Source organism: Streptomyces sp. NBC_01707 (assembly GCF_041438805.1).
Lineage (GTDB): Bacteria > Actinomycetota > Actinomycetes > Streptomycetales > Streptomycetaceae > Streptomyces.
Map to the genome: position 1 here is coordinate 8,216,370 of NZ_CP109190.1, position 19,052 is coordinate 8,235,421.

The following is a 19,052-nucleotide window of genomic DNA, read 5'->3' on the forward strand; positions in this document are numbered from 1 at the left end:
GGGGGATGGATCGATGCGTGATCTCCCGGCCTTCACACTGGCCGGATACGACAAGGGGCGCGGGATACTCGTCCAGGCGCTCTGGTTCGCGGTGATGAACACCGTCTTCATGGCGTGGTTCACCCCGGCCCGGGTCAGGACGGCGCTGCTGCGGGCCTTCGGCGCCGAGATCGGCACGGGGGTGCTCATCCGGCACCGGGTGCGCGTGCTCTGGCCGTGGAAGCTGACGGTCGGCGACCACACCTGGATCGGCGAGGGGGCGTGGATCCTCAACCTGGAGCCGGTCACCCTCGGCGCCCATGTGTGCCTGTCCCAGGAGGCCATGCTGTGCACCGGCAGCCACGACCACCGCGCCGCCGACTTCCGTTACCGCAACGCACCGATCACCGTCGACGACGGAGCCTGGGTAGCGACCCGGGCCATGGTCCTCGCCGGGGTGAAGGTCGGCCGCTGCGCCGTCGTGGGTGCGGGCGCGGTCCTTCACAAGGACCTGCCCGAGTTGACCCTGCACACCGCCGACAACCGGCGCCGACCCGTCGAGGAGCCCGCGTGAGAGTGCTGCACGCGGTCACCCTGCACAGCCCCACCCACGCCTTCGGCGGCCCGGTCCGGGTCGCCCTCAACCTCTGCAAGGGACTGCGGGAACGCGGGCACGACGCCCGGCTCACCGCCCTCGCCGACGGCTTCCAGGGGCCGCTGCCCGAGGAGGTGGAGGGCGTGCCCGCCCGCCTCCACCAGGCCCGCAGGATCCTGCCGTTGGGGTTCAGCGGCCTGACCTCGCCGTCCCTGCTCGCCGGCGCCCACCGTCTCGTGCGGCAGGCCGACGTCGTCCATGTGCATCTGGCCCGCGACCTGGTGACCTTGCCGGTGGCGCTCGCCGCGCTACATGCCGGGAAGCCGCTGGTCCTCCAGACGCACGGCATGGTCGACCCGAGCGAGCGGCGCTCGGCCAGGGTTCTCGACGCGGTCGCGGTGCGGCGGGTGCTGCGCGGTGCCACCGCCGTCCTGCACCTCACCACGCGTGAACTGCGGGACCTGGAGGCCGTGGTGGGCGGGACGGGCCTCGCCCGCGCCGTCCGCCTGGTGAACGGCGTGCCCGCGCAGCCCGAGGGCCCGGCACCGGAGGGACCGCCGCGCGTCCTGTACGCGGCCCGGCTCCAGGCCCGCAAACGCCCCGTCGACCTGGTGGAGGCGGCCCCCGCGATCCTGGCCCGGCACCCCGAGGCCACGTTCGTCGTGGCGGGCCCCGACGAGGGCGAACTCGACGCGGTGCGGCGGCGGATCGACGAGCTGGGACTCGCGGCGCGGGTGAGCTGCCCGGGACCGCTCGACGGGCCACGCATGACCGAGGAGTTGCGAAGGGCGCACGTGTACGTCCTGCCGTCGGTGGACGAGCCGTTCCCGATGTCGGTCCTGGAGTCGATGGCCGTGGGCACGCCGGTAGTGGTGACCGACTCCAACGGTCTGGCCCGCGACGTGGACCGGGCCGGCGCCGGCCGGGTGGTGACGGGAGCCGACGGCATCGCCCCGGCGGTGCTCGACCTGCTGGACCCGGCCGCCCGGCGCGCCGCGTCGGAGGCGGCCCGCAAGCTCACCGCCGAGACGTTCGCCATGGACGCCGTCCTCGGCACACTCCTCGACGTGTACGAGCGGGCGTAAGGGCTGTCCCGTCATCCCCGGCGGGCGCACGACGGCAGCTACGGCACCTCGCCGCGTCGTCGCAACGCCCGAATACGACCGGTACGAAGACGCCCCTCCGCCTCGCGGTGCACCGCACCCGACGCGGCGATCCACCAGGGATTACGGGACAGCCCTCGGCAACAAGGGTCCCGGTCGTTCGGGTCGGTGCGGACCCGCGCCGACCCGAACGGCAACCGCTACGCGGGGAGCCAGGCGTAGCAGCCCGAGGAGACGAACGTACGGGTCCCGGACGGGATCTTGGCGGTGACCTTCTTCGGGGCGTCCGGGCCGGGGCCCGAGGCCAGCACCTTGTCGTCCGCGCCCAGTGCCTTCCAGGTGCAGCCCTCGGCGCTGGTCAGCGCACGGTAGGTGCCCGGCGCAGGCTTCTTGCGCGTGCCGTCGGCGAAGCCCGTCGCGGCCTTGTCCAGCAGCGGCTTCTGCTTCGGGCACAGATGGGCGATCGCGTCGTCGGCGGACGGCAGGTCCCCGGCGATGAGCGCGCCGATCGCGGCGTCCTTGTCGTGGGTGGCGGTGCGCTCGATGCGCTGACAGGTCTCCTGCCCGACCTGGAGCACGGCTGCCGGGTCCATGTTCTTCGGCACACGGCCGTGCAGGAACTTCCTCTCCTTGGCGGTGAAGGAACCGGTCGCCGGGGTGAGCTTCGCGTCGGGCAGGACCGGGCCCTTGGAGGGGCTCGACGACGCCTGGGGAACCGGGCTCGCCTGGTCGTCCGGGACACCGGCCGCCTGGTCGTCGGAGATGCCCCGCGTCGGTTTCGCTGCCGCGTCGGTACCGCCGTCCGAGCTGCAGCCGGAGAGCGTGAGGAGCGCGATGAGGGCGCCGGCGGCGGCCCCGCGCCGGAGGGACCGGAGAGTACGAGTGTGCATGGTGGCTCCTGCGGCCCGAGCGGGCCGGGTATGAAGGCGGGCCCGCACACGAAGGTGCGGGCCCGGGTGGGGTGGGCGGGGTGCCGGGCGCACTGCCCGGCACACCGCCGACGGGGACGCCGTGAGGGTTACGGCGCCCCGAAGGTCAGCACCAGCTGCGGGGTGTTCTCCGCGGCCGAGGCCTCACTGGACCACACCCACAGCGCGTCCGTCCCGGTGCTCGTGAGCGCCAGGTCGTAGCTGCCTCCCAGAGCGGGAGAGAGCGCCGAGGTGTTGAGCGTCGCCGAGTAGACCGTCGACAGGTCGGTGGCCCCGCTGAGGGTGCCGACCGAGGTCGAGGACAGGGCGGGCTTGGAGGCGAAGGTGGTCCCCGCCTCCGTCCAGCTTCCGGTCACCGGCCGTACGGCGTAGTCGTCCGTGCTGCCCGCACTGCTCAGCGTGGTCGTCTTCACCGCGAGCCGCGCGCTCTTGAGCACGGTCCCGGCCGGGGCCGCAGGCAGGTCGAAGCGCAGATACGTCTCGTACGCCGCGCTGCCGCGCACCGCCAGCGAACTGGAGGTGCCGTAGTTGGTGCTCGCGGCACCGGCGTTGACGTACGTGTCGTCCGTGGCGCGGACCGTCTGCACGCTGTCGGCCGGGGCCGTGGCCAGGGTGTAGTGGCTCTGCACCTGGGCCGCGCTCAGCACCGACGGGTAGATCGCGGTCTCGTCGATCTGCCCGGCGAAGTAGTTGCTGGACGGCTGGTTCGGCCAGCCGTTGAGGTTGTCGCCGCCGACGTGCCAGTAGCCGCTGTAGGCCTGGCTGTTGGACTCGGCGAGCGTGCCGATCTGGGTGCCGTCCACGTACAGCGCCAGCCCGGAGGAGCCCTGGGTGGCGACGACGTGGTGCCAGGCACCGTTGTTGTAGCTGTTGGGTGTGGTGATGGTGCGGGCCGTGCCCGTCCACACGCCGAAGACCAGCCGGCCGTCGTTGCGCATGTAGACGTGCTTGTCGTAATTTCCGCTGGCCCGTGTGGTGTTGTCGCCGAACCCGACGAGCTTGCCGCCACTGGTCGTGGTCGTCTTGAACCAGGTCTCGATCGAGTACTGACTCGGCACCGTGGTGCGCTTGTCGCTGTAGACGATCTGGTCGCTGCCGTCGAAACCGATGGCGGTGGACGGACCGGTCACGGCGGCCGGAGTCTGGCGCAACGAGGGCCCGTTGACGTGGATGCCGCTCTGGTCGCCGGGCGAGGTGTCGCCGACGAACGGAGTGGCGGACTCGTCGTAGCGCCAGTACAGGTTCGCGCCGTCGTCGAGCACCTTCGCCGGGTACTTCTGGGCGGAGGTCGGCACCGTCACCGAGGCCGTGGCGGACAGCGCGGAGGCGTTGCCCGCCCCGTCGGTCGCGGTCACCCGGTAGCTGTAGGTGGAACCGGCCGTGACATTGGTGTCGGTGAATGACAGCTGCGGACGCGACCACTCCACGGAGTCGCCGTCGACCGTGTACACCGGCGTGGAACCGCCGTTGCGGTACACCTTGTACGTCAGCTTGGTGTCGTCCGTGTCGAGGCTCGCGCGCCAGCGCACGTGGGCCTCGGTCGGCTTGACCGACTCCGCGCCGACCGAGGGCACCGTCGGCGCACCGACGTCCGGGGTCGCCGCGAAGCGCGTCAGGCCCTGGGCCGCCGAGCCGTTGACGGTGGTGAACTCGCCGCCGACCCACATGTACTTGTTGTCGGAGGTCTCGGAGACTGCCATGGCGCGCGGGCCGATGCCCTCGCCCAGACCGTCGTTGGTGTCCGGGAACCAGCCGAGCTTGTTGGTGCCGGTGGTCGGCTCCGCGAGCAGGTGGTGACGGCGCCCGTCGGGGTATTCGCCGACGCTGGAGCAGTCGTGCGCGTGCGAGGCGCTGTACACCACGTCCTGGTACGACTTGACGGCCTGGGTGGCGCCCAGGCAGGTGTCGCGCCAGCGCTGGTTCAGCGTGGACAGGTCCAGCGCGATGCGGCCGTCGAAGACGCCGCCGCCGGTGCCCTCGTTGCCGGTGTAGAAGCCGGTGGCGTCCGTGTCGAGAGCCTTGACCACCGAGTTGTTCTCGATGAATCCCGGGTAGGTGCGGACGTTGGCGCCCGTGGCGGAGTCGACGACGGCCAGGGCGTGCGAGTTCGCGCCGTTGACGGTGAAGAAGTCACCGCCGAGGATCACGTTGTCGCCGTCCGGGGTGACCGCGACGGCCCGTCCGGGCTCGTCGACGTCAGCCTGGAAGGGCTTGACGGCGCCGCTGGTGGCGTCCACCGCCGCGTACCGCGCGTGCGCGCTGCCGCCGACCGAGGTGAAGTCGCCGCCCAGGTACACGGTGTCGCCGGTGACCGCGAGCGTGCGCACGGTGGCGGAGACGCTCGGGTGGAAGTTCGCCTTGGGCGTGCAGGTGGCGATGTCGATCGCGGCGAGGCTGCTGACCGGCGTGCCGTTGACCGCGCCGAAGTAGCCGCCCGCGTACAGCGTCTTCTTGTCCGGCGACACGGCGAGCGCGCGCACCGTCGCGCTGCCGCTGCCGATCGTGAAGGACAGGTTGCAGGACGTCGGGTTCCCGGTCGCCGCGTTCAGCGCGACGAAGTTCACCGCGTTCTGCGCGGTCCCGCTGCCCCCGTCCGGCGGACGCACCTGCGAGAAGGTGCCGCCGGCGAAGACGGTGCCGCCCGCCTCCGCCAGTGCCCACACGATGCCGTTGGTCTGCCAGGTCGGCAGGTCGTCGGCGGTGAAGGCGATGGGCGGGGTCAGCGCGACGGCCGGCTGCGGCAGGGCCACCAGGCCCAGGCCCGCCGCGGTGGACAGGACGAGAGCGGCGCTGAGCCCTCTGGATCTTTGCATGAACCCCCCGGCTTCCGGGCCCGGTGGCGGGCCCTCTGCCTCGACGAGCCCGCCGGGGTCCCCGGGATCCGTACGGGCTGCATGAACGTGTTTGCTCGCGAACCATACGAGTACATGACACGCGATGGAGCGCACTTGACTCATCTAGTAGGAAATTCCCGTGTGTTCATGATGATCCCGCGCTTACCGGACGTCCGCTTCCGGTACGCGCGGTCGCCCTTCTGCGCGCATCCGGCGTCAGCGGTCGATGCGCACGGCGGCGCCCGCGAGCTGGTCCTCCACCTGCCGCACATCGGCGTCGACCATGATCCGTGCGAGCTCCTCGACCAGGGTGCCGGGCCGCCAGCCCAACGTCTCGCGCGCCTTGGACGCGTCCCCGATCAGTGCGTCGACCTCGCTGGGACGCTCGTACTTGGGGTCGTAGCGCACGTACTCGTTCCAGTCGAGGTCGGCGTGGGCGAACGCGGTCTCCATGAACTGCCGCACGGTGGCCGGGACTCCGGTGGCGACCACGTAGTCCGTCGGCTCGTCGTGCTGGAGCATCCGCCACATCGCCTCGACGTACTCGGGTGCGTACCCCCAGTCGCGGACCGCGTCCAGGTTGCCGAGGTAGAGACGGTCCTGGAGACCGGCCTTGATCCGGGCGACGGCGCGGGTGATCTTGCGGGTCACGAAGGTCTCGCCACGGCGCGGGGACTCATGGTTGAAGAGGATGCCGTTCACCGCGAACATCCCATAGGCCTCACGGTAGTTGACGGTGGTCCAGTACGCGAAGACCTTCGCGGCACCGTACGGGCTGCGCGGGTGGAAGGGGGTGTCCTCGTTCTGCGGGGGCGGCGTGGAGCCGAACATCTCCGAGGACGACGCCTGGTAGATGCGGGTCTCCACCCCGCTCGCCCGGATCGCCTCCAGCAACCGCAGCGTGCTCAGGCCGGTCACGTCGCCGGTGTAGAGCGGTGCGTCGAAGGAGACTCGCACATGGGACTGGGCGCCCAGGTTGTATACCTCGTCCGGCTGTATCTCGCGCAGCAGGTTCACCAGCGCCACCCCGTCGGAGAGGTCGGCGTGATGCAGCACGAGGCGTCGCTCGGCCTCCTGGGGACCCTGATAGATGTGGTCGATCCGCTCGGTGTTGAAGCTGGACGACCGCCGTACCAGGCCGTGCACCCGGTATCCCTTCGACAGCAGCAGTTCCGCCAGGTACGAGCCGTCCTGCCCGGTGACACCGGTGATCAGCGCGGTCTTGGTCATGCGGGTTCCCCTCCCTGCCGGACCCGCCCCGGGGACGGATCCGGTTCGTGCGCCCGTCGATCGCGGGACGCATGTCGTGAACTGCTCGAAACAAAGTCAGAGTTGGCGGTTCGGGACGTGCTGATCATGGCGGCGCGCTGGATGATCCGGACCACGACCGCCCGCTGCTGCCCGAAAGCGCCCGTGCGTTCGTCGCCGGCCACCGCGTCCTGGTGAGCTCTGCTGTGGCCCGCCGGCTCGCCGCCGCCGGGCGCGCGGTGCTCACCCGTGCCCGCGCCGAACCGGACCTGCGCGACGCCGCGCGCACCGCGGCCGAACTGGCCACCCTGCGCCCCGACACGGTGGAGCTCGCCGCCCCGAGGGTCGGCGGATCATGGCCAACGGCGCCCCTGATCCGCCGGACCGGCTGGTTCACGGACCCCGGCGCGCGGCGCGCGCCGGGGCACTGTGCGGCCACGTGCGGCGCTCTCAGGACGCCCCGCGGCCGTCGACGACGGCGCGGAACGTGCGGGACATGACGACGTCCACGCTGGTGATCGACCGGTTGTCGACGTAACTGAGATCGAGCTGGACGGTCTCGTCCCAGGACCGGTCGGAGCGTCCGTCGATCTGCCGCAGCACGGTCATGCCCGGTCGTTCGTCCGGCCGCCGCCACTCGACGGGCGTGTGGTGCGCCACCCCGTCGCCCCGGCGGGACTTGAGGCCCATCCACAGTGAGGACGCGCGTGGCTGCGAGCGCGCCTTCGGTGATCTTTTGGATTCAGCGGCCTGAACATCCCACATGTACCCCCCCAGGCACGTTCTGCGGCACGAGCTGCCGGATGTCGCGAACACATATACGGCGAACATGCGGCGCGATGGTGAACAGTACGGCAAACTTGTGGGCACATGGGGGCGTTTATGTGAACGTCACCGAGAAGTGTCGAGCCGTGCGAAGTCCCGTACGGCGCCATCTGGTTGATCTTGTGCGTGGTGACGGTCGCACGGAAAGTGATACGCAGGTCGAACGTGCTGGCTACAGTGTGCGCCTGGCGCGGAAGGGGCCGCGCCGCGTCCATGTGGGGAGTGCATGGTGGGGGACAGGAACACGGCCGAGACCGAAGCGACGGACCTGGACGAAGCGGGGGAGCGGGAGGCAGCGGCGGGCGGAACCGGTCCGGTGGCATCCGACCCGGTGTCCGACGTCCGCGATCCGTCAATCATTCCTTCGCAAAAGGGAGTTGATGCCGCCGGAATATCGCGGACGCAGCCCCGGCGTGGCAGGAACCGCACACGTCGGGTGCTCCTCGGGGCGCTCGCACTGCTCGCTGTGGGACTGCTCATGGTGGGCGGGAGTGCCTGGTGGGCCGTCGACCACTACACCGGGAAGGTCGACCGTATCTCCGGTGTCTTCCCGACGAAGGTCCCCGCGGCCGCGCAGCCGGCACCCTCCGAGGGTGGCCAGACCTTCCTCCTCGTCGGCGTCGACAGCCGCTCCGCCCTGCCGACCACGGGTCGTGACGCCAAAGCCCCCGAGTGGAAGTACGGTGCCCAGCGCAGTGACACGATGATGCTGGTCCACCTCCCGGCCGACCACTCCGGCGCGTACGTCGTCTCGCTGCCCCGTGACGCGTGGGTGGACATCCCCGGACACGGCAAGGCCAAGCTCAACGCCGCCTTCTCCTGGGGCGGACCGCCGCTGCTCATCGACACCGTGCAGCGGCTGACCAAGGTGCGCGTCGACCATCTCGCCGTCATCGACTGGGACGGTTTCAAGAAGCTCACCGACTCCGTCGGCGGAGTGGACCTCGTCGTGGACGGCGCCGACCGCCACATGAACGGAACGCAGGCCCTGGTCTACGTGCGTGAGCGTTATCACCTCGCCCGCGGCGACTTCGACCGCACGCACCGTCAGCAGTACTTCCTGCGGACGCTGCTGGCGAAGGTCATGCGGCCGTCCACCTTCTCCAACCCCGTCAAGGCCACCGAGGTGCTGGACGACCTCACCGCCGCCGTGAGCGTCGACGACCGGCTCGGCGACGGCGACCTGCGTGACCTGCTGTGGGACAACAAGGAGGTAAGGCCCGGGGACATCGTCTTCATGAACGCTCCCGCCAAGGGGACCGGAATGATCTCCGGTCAGTCCGTGGTCCTCCTGGATTCCGTCGCGGGCCCTCAGCTGTGGCGGGCCATGCGCGAGGACGCCCTCGACGACTACCTGCAGTCGCACGATGCCGACCGGCTCGGCGCCACGACTCCCTGACGGACGGCGGCCGCCGGAATTGCCCGCCCGGTGACGTTTCGCCGCACAATGGGCCGCAGGTGCACTAGAGTCCCCACCGGCGGCCCACCGGAGTCCGCGGAGGACACCCATGACGGATCATCCCGCTCTTCGAACGTACCGGCACCGGAGGCCGTCGGGCCGACGGCGGCGCGCCGCACTCGGTGCCCTGTTCGGCCTGCTGCTGATCGGACTGATCGCCGGCACCGGCCTGGCCCGTGACCGGGAAGACGCATCCCGAGCCGAGCGGACGGGCGCCGAGGCGCTTCCTTTCGACCTGCCGACCGCGGATGTGCTCCGTGACAGCCCGCATCTGGTCTTCGCGCACTACTTTCCGCCGTATCCGCTCTCCCTCGACAATCAGCCCGCCGAGCACGACTACTACGCCCGCAACTACCTCACGCCGCAAGGTGAGCAGGGCAGGCACGGGGCCTACGGAGGACTGCTGCGCGACCGGCCGCTGCCCGTTCAGCCGTCCGGCGGCGACTGGCGACTCGCCAACCTGGAACGGGAGGTGCGGACCGCCCGGGCCGCCGGCCTCGACGGATTCACTGTCGACATCCTCTCCTTGACCGGCACCAACCGGCAGCGCGTCGACATGCTGCTGCGCGCGGCGCATCGCGTCGATCCGGGCTTCCGCATCGTTCTGATGCCGGACATGACCTCCCTGCACACCGACCCGCGTACCCTCGCCGACGAGTTGGCCCGGCTCGCCGCGTCATCGTCCGCATACCGGCTGGCCGACGGACGCCTCGTGGTCTCCCCGTTCAAGGCCGAGGCCCAGGACCCTGCCTGGTGGGGTCAAGTCGTCGCGCGCCTGCGCGACCACGGCATCGGCACCGCGCTCGTCCCGGTCTTCCTGGACTTCCGTGCCAACGCCGAGAGGTTCGCGCCGATCAGCCACGCCTTCTCGTCCTGGGGCAACCGCAGCTACACCGGCCAGGACAACGTTCCCGGCGACATTCAGCTCGCCCACTCCCTGGGAAAGAAGTGGATGCAGGCCGTGTCCGTGCAGGACGCCCGGCCCAACCAGGGTGTCTACGACGAGGCGGGGAACACCGCCACCCTGCGGTCGACCTGGAACCACGCCATCTCCGACGGTGCGGACTGGGTGCAGCTCACCACCTGGAACGACTACTCGGAAGGCAGCCAGTTCGCCCCCTCACTGCACAACGGCCACACGTATCTGGACATCTCCTCCTACTACCTCACCCGCTTCAAGACCGGAGCTTGGCCGCAGATCGTCCGCGACACCGTGTACGTCACCTCTCGCATCCAGTTCACCGATGCCGGCAGTGCCTCGCTTCAGCCCCGACTGATGCGCCCGCGTCCGGGCACCGCGTCCCCGCGCGACCAGGTGGAGGTGCTCACCTTTCTGACCGCGCCCGCCACGGTCTCCGCGCGCGTGGGCACCGTGCCGCACACCTACCGTGTTCCCGTCGGCGTGCACGCCCGGGGCCTGCCGCTGAGCCCCGGTCGCACCGAGGCCGTGGTGCGCCGCGCGGGGACCACCGTCGCCGCAGTCACGACCCGCTTTCCGGTGCGTCGTACGGTCACCGTGCAGGACCTTCAGTACTACGCGGTCTCCAGCGGCCGATGAACTCCTCGAAAGCTTCCGAAAGGGCCCACCGTCCGGCATCGCTCGATGGCGCGCACGCCGCTCACGCGGGCATGGGAGCGTGATGTCGGTTCCTTCCCTCATCGAGGCGAAGGAACCGATTCCAGCATGATCAGTACCGGGCAGGTGCGCTCCGCCGTCGCAGGCGACACGTCGAGGGCGACGCGGTGAACCGAGGATTCGCCCCGGCCGAGCGCCCTCGCCGGATACGGATCGTGGCGCCGGACTCGGACCGACGGACGGTCCCCTACGACGGGAGCGGCGTGGACCGGCTCACCTGACGGCCCACGCGACACACCGGGACCTCCGACGGCCACGCGGAACCGGTGCCGTCGACCGTACGCGCCACGCCGGAACTGTCTCGCGGCGCCGGGGCGCGTAGCGGCCCGCGTGATGCGCTGCGCGAACGAGACGCCGCCCCGGCGGAACGGGGCGAAGGTACCGGCCGGGATCCCGATGGGGCGCTGCCGTTCGGCCGGACGGGTCGTCCCGGACCTGCTGGGTCCGCCCGTCGCACCGGAAAAAAGTTTCCGCTCAGGTGTCGCGCGTGGCGGCCATCCCCAGGGTGATGAGCCCGAGCACCACCCAGCCGAACCAGAGCCAGCCGTTGCTCCCCAGCGCCACTGTGTAGGCGGTGACCGCCACCAGGGCCCCGACGGTGAGCATCCCCATCGTCTTCGTGGATCCGGACATGCGCGCACCCTCCTTGTCGGCCGCGCGGCCGTGGACCCCATCGTCACCCGGAAGGTGCGTCCACCGCTACTGTCCGCGCGCCTGCAACGAGGCGAGGTAGGCGTTGTACGCCTTCAGCTCCTGGTCGCCGTCCCGGTCGGCGGCGCGGTCCGCGCGCCGCGCCGTCCGCTGCTCCGACCGGTACCACTGGAAGACCAGCGCGATCAGCACCAGCACCGAGGGGATCTCACTGAACGCCCAGGCGATGCCGCCCGCCCAGTTCTGGTCGCTCAGCGCGTCGATGCCGAGCGAGGCCGGTGGATGCTTGTACGTCTCCACCATCGGCGAGGTCGCCATCATCAGCGCGATGCCGAAGAACGCGTGGAACGGCATTCCGGCGAACAGTTCCAGCATCCGCATCACGTAGCCGGGCCGGTGCGGTCCCGGGTCGACGCCCATGATCGGCCAGAAGAAGACCAGGCCGACCGCGAGGAAGTGCACCATCATCGCGAGGTGGCCGGTCTTCGAACCCATCAGGAAGTCGAACAGCGGGGTGAAGTAGAGCGCGTACAGGCTGGCGATGAAGAGCGGGATGGTGAACACCGGATGCGTGATGATCTTCATGTACCGGCTGTGCAGCAGCATGAGCAGCAGCTCGCGCGGGCCCTTCCGGCCCCGGCCCGCGACCGGCAGGGCGCGCAGCGCCAGTGTCACCGGGGCGCCCAGCAGCAGCAGGATCGGCGACAGCATGCTGATCACCATGTGCTGCACCATGTGCACGCTGAACATGACCATGCCGTAGTCGTTGAGCCTGGTGCACATGACCAGGGCGATGGTCAGCACCCCGATGACGAAGAAGACCGTCCGGCCGACCGGCCAGCTGTCGCCGCGTCTGCGCAGCCGCAGCACGCCGTACCCGTACAGGCCGAGCGCCAGGACGCAGCCGATCAGGAAGAACGGGTCCGCGGAGAATGGGAGCCCACGTCCCAGCGTGAACGGCGGCAGATCCATGTTCATGCCGTGCCCGCTGTGATCCATCTGTTCACTCCCGCTGGGGACGTCCCCGTTTCGTGCCGGTTGTCCCGACCAGAGTAGAACTGCCCCCGGCCGCAGCTGCGGCCGGGGGCAGTCGTCAGGATCCGGGGTTGCTCAGAGCACGCACTCGGCCTCGGCGTACCGCTCGGCCGGGACCGTCTTCAGCGTCTCCACGGCCTGAGCCAGCGGCACCATCGTGATGTCCGTGCCGCGCAGCGCCGTCATCATGCCGAACTCGCCGCGGTGCGCCGCCTCGACCGCGTGCCAGCCGAAGCGGGTCGCCAGGACCCTGTCGTACGCGGTCGGGGTGCCACCGCGCTGCACATGGCCGAGTATCACCGGGCGGGCCTCCTTGCCGAGGCGCTGCTCCAGCTCGATGGAGAGCTGGGTGGCCACTCCGGCGAACCGCTCGTGGCCGTAGATGTCCTTGGTGCCCTGCTCGAACTCCATGGACCCGGCGCGCGGCTTGGCGCCCTCGGCGACCACGACGATCGCGAACTTCTTGCCCGCCGAGAAGCGCTTGCCGACCAGCTCGGTCAGTTCGTCCATGTCGAAGGGGCGCTCCGGCACGACGATGGCGTGCGCACCGGCCGCCATGCCCGAGTGCAGGGCGATCCAGCCGGTGTGGCGGCCCATGACCTCCACGATCAGCACCCGCTGGTGCGATTCGGCGGTGGTCTTCAGCCGGTCGAGGGCCTCGGTGGCGACACCGACCGCGGTGTCGAAGCCGAACGTCACATCGGTCGACGCGATGTCGTTGTCGATGGTCTTCGGTACGCCGACGATCGGCAGCCCCGCCTCGGAGAGCAGATTGGCCGCCTTCAGCGTGCCCTCGCCGCCGATCGGGATGATCGCGTCGAGACCGAGATCGGCGACATGGCCCTTGGCCTGTTTGACGCCGCCCCGCAGATGTGCGGGCTGGACCCGGGAGGAGCCGAGGATGGTGCCGCCGCGGGCGAGAATGCCACCGACCGCGTCGAGGTCGAGCTTGCGGTAGTCGCACTCGAGGAGGCCCTTCCACCCGTCGTGGAAGCCGATGACCTCGTCGCCGTGGTCGACCACCGCGCGGTGCACGACGGAACGGATGACGGCATTGAGGCCGGGGCAGTCGCCGCCGGAGGTGAGCACACCAATTCGCATTGCCCGGGAAACCTTTGCAACGTGGGCCGACGACCGGACCACGTCGTCCGGTTGGATCCCCGCCACCCTACCGGCGCAGGGTGGCGGGACCGAACCAGGCGTCCGCCTGATGGACTCCGCTCAGCTGAGCGAATGGCCCGTCATGCGGGCTGGGTCGCCGAGGCGATGCGCTCGGCGCGCAGTGCCTCGTACCAACGGTCGTCCGTCGGCGGCAGCGCGTTGACGTCGAGGGCCAGCTTCAGCAGCAGGTCCGCGATCATCGGGTTACGGGCCATCACGGGCCCGTGCATGTACGTGCCGAAGACCGTGTCGTTGTACGCGCCCTCGGTGCCGTCACCCGTGCCGTTGCCCCGGCCGAACTGCACCCGGGCGAACGGCCGAGCCGTCGGACCCAGATGGGTGACGCCCTGGTGGTTCTCGAAACCGGTCAGCGGCGGCAGGCCCAGCTGCGGGTCGATGTCGGCCAGTACGTCACCGACGCACCTGGCTCCCTCGCCGCGGGTGGAGACCACGTCGAGCAGCCCCAGGCCGGGCTCGCGCTCACCGAGGTCGTTGATGAACTCATGGCCGAGGATCTGGTAGCCGGCGCAGACCGAGAAGATGATCGCGCCGTTGGACGCGGCCCGGCTGAGACCGCCGTCGCGGCGCAGCCGTTCCGCGGCGAGCCGCTGCGGCCGGTCCTCACCGCCCCCGATCAGATAGATGTCGCCGGACGTCGGGATCGGCTGGTCGCTGCGGACGTCGACGCGCTGCACGTCGAGACCGCGCTGCCGGGCCCGGCGCTCCACGACCAGCGCGTTGCCCTGGTCGCCGTAGGTGCTCAGCAGGTCGGGGTAGACCCAGACCAGACGCAGACCGTTGTTGCTCATGCTTCGTCCTCTCCGGAGGTGGCCGGGGCCGGGGTCAGTTGCCGACACGGCGGCGCAGGTCCTGGAAGGCGGTGTAGTTGGCGATGACCTCGATACGGCCGGGCGGGGCCTGCTGCACGGCCTCGTCGAGGCTCTCGCAGACCCGGAAGTCGAGACCGGCCACTTCGAGGCGCACCGCGAGGTCCAGCTTGCGGTCACCGAGCACGAAGATCGGGTGGCCCGCGAGCTGGGTGTAGTCGACGTCCCACAGCCAGGAGGTGTCGGTGCCGTCAGCGCCTCGGGCGTTGACGGAGAGGATCACCGGCGTGGGCGGCGGGTCGATCAGGGAAAACGTTTCGAGCCAGCCCGCCGGGTTCTTCGCCAGCAGGAGCCGCAGCTCACGGCCGAGGAAGGTGACCACGTCGTAGCGGCCGGCGACGGCCTGCACCTGATACATGCGCTCCAGCGCGACCTGCGGAGGCACCCCGAAGACGGCGGCGACGGCGGCCGAACTGGTGGCGTTCGCCTTGTTCGCGCGGCCGGGCAGCTGCAGATGGATCGGCCACGCCGAACCGTGCGGGTCCAGGACGTAGTCGCCGTGCAGCACCCAGCTCGGCGCGGGGCGGCGGAAGCCGCACTCGCCGCAGAACCAGTCGTCGCCGGGGCGCTGCATCACACCGCCGCAGGACGGGCAGGACCAGGCGTCGTCCTTCCACGCCTGACCGGCCGCGACCCACACCACGTTGGTGGAGGAGGACGCCGCCCAGACGATCAGCGGGTCGTCGGCGTTGGCGACGATCACGGCCTTCGAGCCGGACAGTCCTTCACGCCACTTCTCGGCCAGCATCCGGGTCTCCGCGGCGCGGTCCAACTGGTCGCGCGAGAGGTTGAGCAGCGCGATCACCTTGGGCGTCGTGTCCCGCGCGACACCGGCGAGGTACTTCTCGTCGACCTCGATCACGCCGTACTTCGCGTCCGAGCCACCGGCCAGGGCGGAGGTGATGCCCGCGGGCATGTTGGCGCCGAGCGCGTTCGACACAACCGGGCCGGCGGCCCGCAGCGCCTCGGCGATCAGCCGGGTCGTCGTCGTCTTGCCGTTCGTCGCCGACACGAGGATCACGTCCAGGTGCTGCGCCAGTCGCCCCAGCAGGTCGGGGTCGAGCTTGAGCGCCACCCGGCCGCCGATCACCGATCCGCTGCCGCGCCCCGCAGCGCGCGACACCGCCGCAGCGGCCTTGCCCGCCGTCACCGCCAGCTTGGCCCGCGGCGACAACGGCTCCGTGTTGCCTGCCATCGTCCTAGATCCTCCTTGCATCGGTCCGCGCCCAGCCTATCGATGTCCGGCGCGGCGACCGCACCACGGCACCACCAGGAACGTGGAGGTCACGTGGAACGTACTCTTACGGCCATGCGAAACCGTCCGATCCCCGGCAGTTCCGGACTCGTCCGTGCCCTGACCCTGCTCGGCGACCCGGTGCTCCACGGTGCCTGCGAGGAGGTCACCGACTTCGGGCCCTCGCTCGCCCGGCTGGTCGAGGACATGTTCGCCACGATGTACGCGGCGCAGGGGGTCGGGCTGGCCGCCAACCAGATCGGCGTGCCGCTGCGGGTGTTCGTCTACGACTGTCCGGACGACGAAGACGTCCGTCACCTCGGGCATCTCGTCAATCCGGAACTCGTCGAGGTGGACGGCATCACCGTACGCGGACCGGAAGGCTGTCTCTCACTGCCCGGCCTCGAGGCCGCCACCCCGCGGTTCGACCATGCGGTCGTCGAGGGCGTGAACGTCGAGGGGGAGCCGGTACGGGTCGACGGCACCGGCTGGTTCGCGCGCTGTCTGCAGCACGAATGCGACCACCTCGAAGGCTCCGTCTACACGGACCGGCTGACCGGGCTGCGCCGGGCGAGGGCGCTGCGCGCGGCCCGCCGGGCGCCGTGGGGACGTACCGACTGACCGCGACCGTGCGCCCGACAGCGTCTCGGCCGGCGGACGTCAGAAACCGGGACCGCCCGGACGGTCGCCCACGGCGGCCAGCCTGCCCCACAGCAGATCGGCCAGGCTGCGCACCAACTGAGCGCGTGAGCAAGGGCGTTCACTCAGCCACCAGTCGCCCGCGGCATGCATCATGCCGACGATGCCGTGGCCCCAGATGCGGGCCATCTCCTGGCTGTCCGGCCCCAGGTCCACCCGCTCGGCGATCACCAGGGCAAGCTCCTCGCCGAGCCGGCGCAACAGCGGAGCGGAGTGCCGCCCGACGTCGAAGCCCTGCTCGGTGGAGGGCGCCGCGTCGTCGGACGGGTGCATCAGGAAGCGGTAGACCTGCGGGCGGGCCTCGATCGCCGCGAGATAGGTGTCGAGCGTCGCCTCGACCCGCTGTCGGCGTTCGGCGGGGGCGTCGAGCGCCGCCCGCAGTGCGCTCAGCAGGGCGTCGGTGTGGCGCTTGGCGAGCGCGCGGTAAAGGCCGCCCTTGTCGCCGAAGTGCCGGTACAGAATGGGCTTGGTGATCCCCGCCTCGGCCGCGATGGCGTTCATCGACGCCTTGGGCCCGTCCCTGAGCACCACGCGGTCGGCGGCCTCCAGCAGCTCCCTGCGGCGCTGTTCGGCCGCGGTCCGCTGTCGCTCGGCCTGTCGTGTGGTCTCCATGTCGCCTCTCCCCACCCCTGGCCGTGCATATGGCCATGCGCGTCCGTTACGCACGCGCAACGTAACACTCTGCCCAGCGGTGGTGCCGAACGGAGCCCGACCGGTTGACACAGGCTACTAGTCGGTAACAGACTGCCGTTACCGCAAGTAACGACTTGTTTTTACGGTAATGCATGGAGGGGAACATGGCCGAGTTCACGCTCGAGCTCAACGACGACCAGAAGCAGGTCCGTGACTGGCTTCACGGTTTTGCCGCGGATGTCATCCGCCCGGCCGCTGCCGAGTGGGACGAGCGTGAGGAGACGCCCTGGCCCGTCATCCAGGAGGCGGCCAAGGTCGGCATCTACTCCCTCGACTTCTACGCCCAGCAGTTCTTCGACCCGACGGGGCTCGGCATCCCGATGGCGATGGAGGAGTTGTTCTGGGGCGACGCGGGCATCGCCCTGTCGATCGTCGGTACGGGCCTGGCGGCCGTCGGCGTCCTCGCCAACGGCACCGAGGAGCAGATAGGCACCTGGATCCCTCAGATGTACGGCGACGCGAACGATGTGAAGGTCGCCGCCTTCTGCTCGTCCGAGCCGGACGCGGGCTCGGACGTCGCCTCCATGCGGACCCGGGCTGTGTACGACCAGGCCAAGGACGAGTGGGTGCTGAACGGCACCAAGACCTGGGCGACCAACGGCGGCATCGCCAATGTCCATGTCGTCGTCGCCGTGGTCGACGCGGAGCTCGGTTCCAAGGGCCACGCCTCCTTCATCGTGCCGCCGAACACCCCCGGCCTCTCGCAGGGCCAGAAGTTCAAGAAGCACGGCATCCGGGCCTCGCACACGGCGGAGGTCGTCCTGGAGGACGTCCGGGTCCCCGGGCACTGCCTGCTCGGCGGCAAGGAGAAGCTGGACCAGCGCATGGCGCGGGCCCGTGAACGCGCGCAGTCCGGCGGCGAGCGTGTGAAGAACGCGGCGATGGCCACGTTCGAGGCGTCCCGCCCGGCGGTCGGCGCGATGGCGGTCGGCACCGCCCGGGCGGCGTACGAGGTGGCGCTCGACTACGCCAGGACCCGTACCCAGTTCGGCCGGCCGATCATCGACAACCAGGGCATCGCGTTCCAGCTCGCGGACATGCGTACGCAGATCGACGCGGCCCGGCTGCTGGTCTGGCGCGCCTCCTGGATGGCGACCACGGGCAAGCCGTTCGAGTCTGCGGAGGGCTCGATGTCCAAGCTGTACGCGAGTGAGACGGCGAAGAAGGTCACCGCGCAGGCGATCCAGATCCTCGGCGGCAACGGCTTCACCCGGGAGTACCCGGTCGAGCGGATGCACCGGGACGCGGCGATCTACACCATCTTCGAGGGCACGAGCGAGATCCAGCGCCTGGTGATCGCGCGCACGCTGTCGGGCATGCCGATTCGCTAGCGCGGTGCCGCGTGAGCGGGGGTGGTCTGCGGGGCCTCCGGCCCCTCTGTCCTCAATCGCCGGACGGGTTTGATTCCGCGCCCGGTGGGCTTGTCGAGGTCGGTCCGGCGGGGCTGAATTCCGTGCCCGGCCGGGTCAGGGTGCCGGGCGGGCTGAACTTCAGCCCGCCCGGCACGATGCGCCCCGTCAGGCGGGGAGCAGGGCCTCGATCGCCGTCACGAGCTCCGGGTCCTCCGGCTCCGTGCGGGGGCGGATGCGGGCCACCGGCTCGCCGGCCGGGGAGATCAGGAACTTCTCGAAGTTCCACTGGACGTCGCCCGCTTCGCCGTCCGCGTCCGCGAGCTGCGTCAGTTCCGCGTACAGCGGGTGCCGTCCGTCACCGTTCACGTCGACCTTGGCCAGCAGCGGGAAGCTGACCCCGTACGTCGTCGAGCAGAACGTCTGGATCTCTTCCGCGCTCCCCGGCTCCTGGCCCGCGAACTGGTTGCACGGCACGCCGAGCACGGTGAATCCACGGTCCCCGTACGTCTTCTGAAGCCGCTCCAGGCCTGCGTACTGCGGAGTGAGCCCGCACCGGGACGCGACGTTCACCAGCAGGACCGCCTGGCCGCGATACGTGCCGAGGGTGGTCGGCTCTCCGGTCAGCGTGTGAAGGGGAATGTCGTACAGAGTCATGAGGGTGTCTCCTTGTAAGTGTCTTATCCGGTGCAAGCGGCTTTCCCGGTCATTGTTATGCCCACGGCCTCAGCGGCA

At 70.3% G+C, this 19,052-nt stretch carries 17 protein-coding genes; 6 read left to right on the forward strand and 11 right to left on the reverse strand.

The window, feature by feature from the left end:
- Nucleotides 1-13 precede the first annotated feature (13 nt).
- Both OG963_RS36850 and OG963_RS36855 read left to right on the forward strand, forming a co-directional pair.
- Nucleotides 14-553 carry a WcaF family extracellular polysaccharide biosynthesis acetyltransferase gene (locus tag OG963_RS36850; protein WP_093777579.1) on the forward strand — a complete coding sequence of 180 codons (540 nt, stop codon included), beginning with the start codon at nt 14-16 and terminating at the stop codon, nt 551-553.
- Nucleotides 550-1,659, forward strand: coding sequence for a glycosyltransferase (locus tag OG963_RS36855; protein WP_319327471.1), 1,110 nt, complete (start codon nt 550-552; stop codon nt 1,657-1,659). Before OG963_RS36850 ends, OG963_RS36855 begins: the two co-directional genes overlap by 4 nt.
- Before the next feature lie 218 nt (nt 1,660-1,877).
- Here OG963_RS36855 and OG963_RS36860 read toward each other — a convergent pair whose 3' ends face one another.
- The 4 genes from OG963_RS36860 to OG963_RS36875 form a co-directional block, all read right to left on the reverse strand.
- Nucleotides 1,878-2,567, reverse strand: a complete 690-nt coding sequence (locus OG963_RS36860; protein WP_093777582.1) for a hypothetical protein — start codon at nt 2,565-2,567, stop codon at nt 1,878-1,880.
- A gap of 128 nt (nt 2,568-2,695) precedes the next feature.
- Entirely contained in the window at nt 2,696-5,419 is a 2,724-nt protein-coding gene (locus tag OG963_RS36865; protein ID WP_093930758.1) for a LamG-like jellyroll fold domain-containing protein, read from the reverse strand.
- A 237-nt stretch (nt 5,420-5,656) separates the two neighbouring features.
- On the reverse strand, nt 5,657-6,670 hold the full coding sequence (gene gmd / locus OG963_RS36870) for a GDP-mannose 4,6-dehydratase (protein ID WP_030921944.1): 1,014 nt from the start codon (nt 6,668-6,670) through the stop codon (nt 5,657-5,659).
- A 468-nt stretch (nt 6,671-7,138) separates the two neighbouring features.
- Complete coding sequence (locus OG963_RS36875; protein WP_319327477.1) at nt 7,139-7,378, reverse strand: sugar transferase; 240 nt, start codon at nt 7,376-7,378, stop codon at nt 7,139-7,141.
- Nucleotides 7,379-7,739: 361 nt separating this feature from the next.
- Between OG963_RS36875 and OG963_RS36880 the strand changes: the two genes are divergently transcribed.
- Together OG963_RS36880 and OG963_RS36885 are read left to right on the forward strand one after the other, a co-directional pair.
- On the forward strand, nt 7,740-8,912 hold the full coding sequence (locus OG963_RS36880) for an LCP family protein (RefSeq protein WP_371799854.1): 1,173 nt from the start codon (nt 7,740-7,742) through the stop codon (nt 8,910-8,912).
- A gap of 109 nt (nt 8,913-9,021) precedes the next feature.
- Entirely contained in the window at nt 9,022-10,530 is a 1,509-nt protein-coding gene (locus OG963_RS36885) for a glycoside hydrolase family 71 protein (protein WP_093777590.1), read from the forward strand.
- A 552-nt stretch (nt 10,531-11,082) separates the two neighbouring features.
- Here the strand turns inward: OG963_RS36885 and OG963_RS36890 are convergent.
- The 5 genes from OG963_RS36890 to OG963_RS36910 all read right to left on the reverse strand — a co-directional run bounded on the left by OG963_RS36890 (nt 11,083) and on the right by OG963_RS36910 (nt 15,537).
- Entirely contained in the window at nt 11,083-11,241 is a 159-nt protein-coding gene (locus OG963_RS36890; protein ID WP_037822362.1) for a hypothetical protein, read from the reverse strand.
- 66 nt (nt 11,242-11,307) lie between these two features.
- Nucleotides 11,308-12,258, reverse strand: coding sequence for a cytochrome c oxidase assembly protein (locus OG963_RS36895; RefSeq protein ID WP_093777592.1), 951 nt, complete (start codon nt 12,256-12,258; stop codon nt 11,308-11,310).
- A gap of 111 nt (nt 12,259-12,369) precedes the next feature.
- Nucleotides 12,370-13,395, reverse strand: a complete 1,026-nt coding sequence (locus OG963_RS36900; RefSeq protein ID WP_371799855.1) for a 6-phosphofructokinase — start codon at nt 13,393-13,395, stop codon at nt 12,370-12,372.
- Between the two features lie 140 nt (nt 13,396-13,535).
- Nucleotides 13,536-14,264, reverse strand: a complete 729-nt coding sequence (locus OG963_RS36905; RefSeq protein WP_030921963.1) for a type 1 glutamine amidotransferase — start codon at nt 14,262-14,264, stop codon at nt 13,536-13,538.
- Nucleotides 14,265-14,298: 34 nt separating this feature from the next.
- On the reverse strand, nt 14,299-15,537 hold the full coding sequence (locus tag OG963_RS36910) for a MurT ligase domain-containing protein (RefSeq protein ID WP_030921965.1): 1,239 nt from the start codon (nt 15,535-15,537) through the stop codon (nt 14,299-14,301).
- Between the two features lie 114 nt (nt 15,538-15,651).
- On the opposite strand from OG963_RS36910, the gene def reads away from it, so the two are divergent.
- Nucleotides 15,652-16,197, forward strand: a complete 546-nt coding sequence (def, locus tag OG963_RS36915; RefSeq protein ID WP_030921968.1) for a peptide deformylase — start codon at nt 15,652-15,654, stop codon at nt 16,195-16,197.
- A 39-nt stretch (nt 16,198-16,236) separates the two neighbouring features.
- On the opposite strand, the gene OG963_RS36920 is transcribed toward def, so the two are convergent.
- Nucleotides 16,237-16,887: a TetR family transcriptional regulator gene (locus OG963_RS36920; protein ID WP_030921971.1), complete on the reverse strand. Its 651-nt coding sequence runs from the start codon at nt 16,885-16,887 to the stop codon at nt 16,237-16,239.
- 185 nt (nt 16,888-17,072) lie between these two features.
- Here OG963_RS36920 and OG963_RS36925 point away from each other — a divergent pair, with 185 nt between their 5' ends.
- Nucleotides 17,073-18,299: an acyl-CoA dehydrogenase family protein gene (locus OG963_RS36925; protein ID WP_030921974.1), complete on the forward strand. Its 1,227-nt coding sequence runs from the start codon at nt 17,073-17,075 to the stop codon at nt 18,297-18,299.
- A 186-nt stretch (nt 18,300-18,485) separates the two neighbouring features.
- Here OG963_RS36925 and OG963_RS36930 read toward each other — a convergent pair whose 3' ends face one another.
- Nucleotides 18,486-18,974: a glutathione peroxidase gene (locus tag OG963_RS36930; protein ID WP_093777594.1), complete on the reverse strand. Its 489-nt coding sequence runs from the start codon at nt 18,972-18,974 to the stop codon at nt 18,486-18,488.
- Nucleotides 18,975-19,052 lie beyond the last annotated feature (78 nt).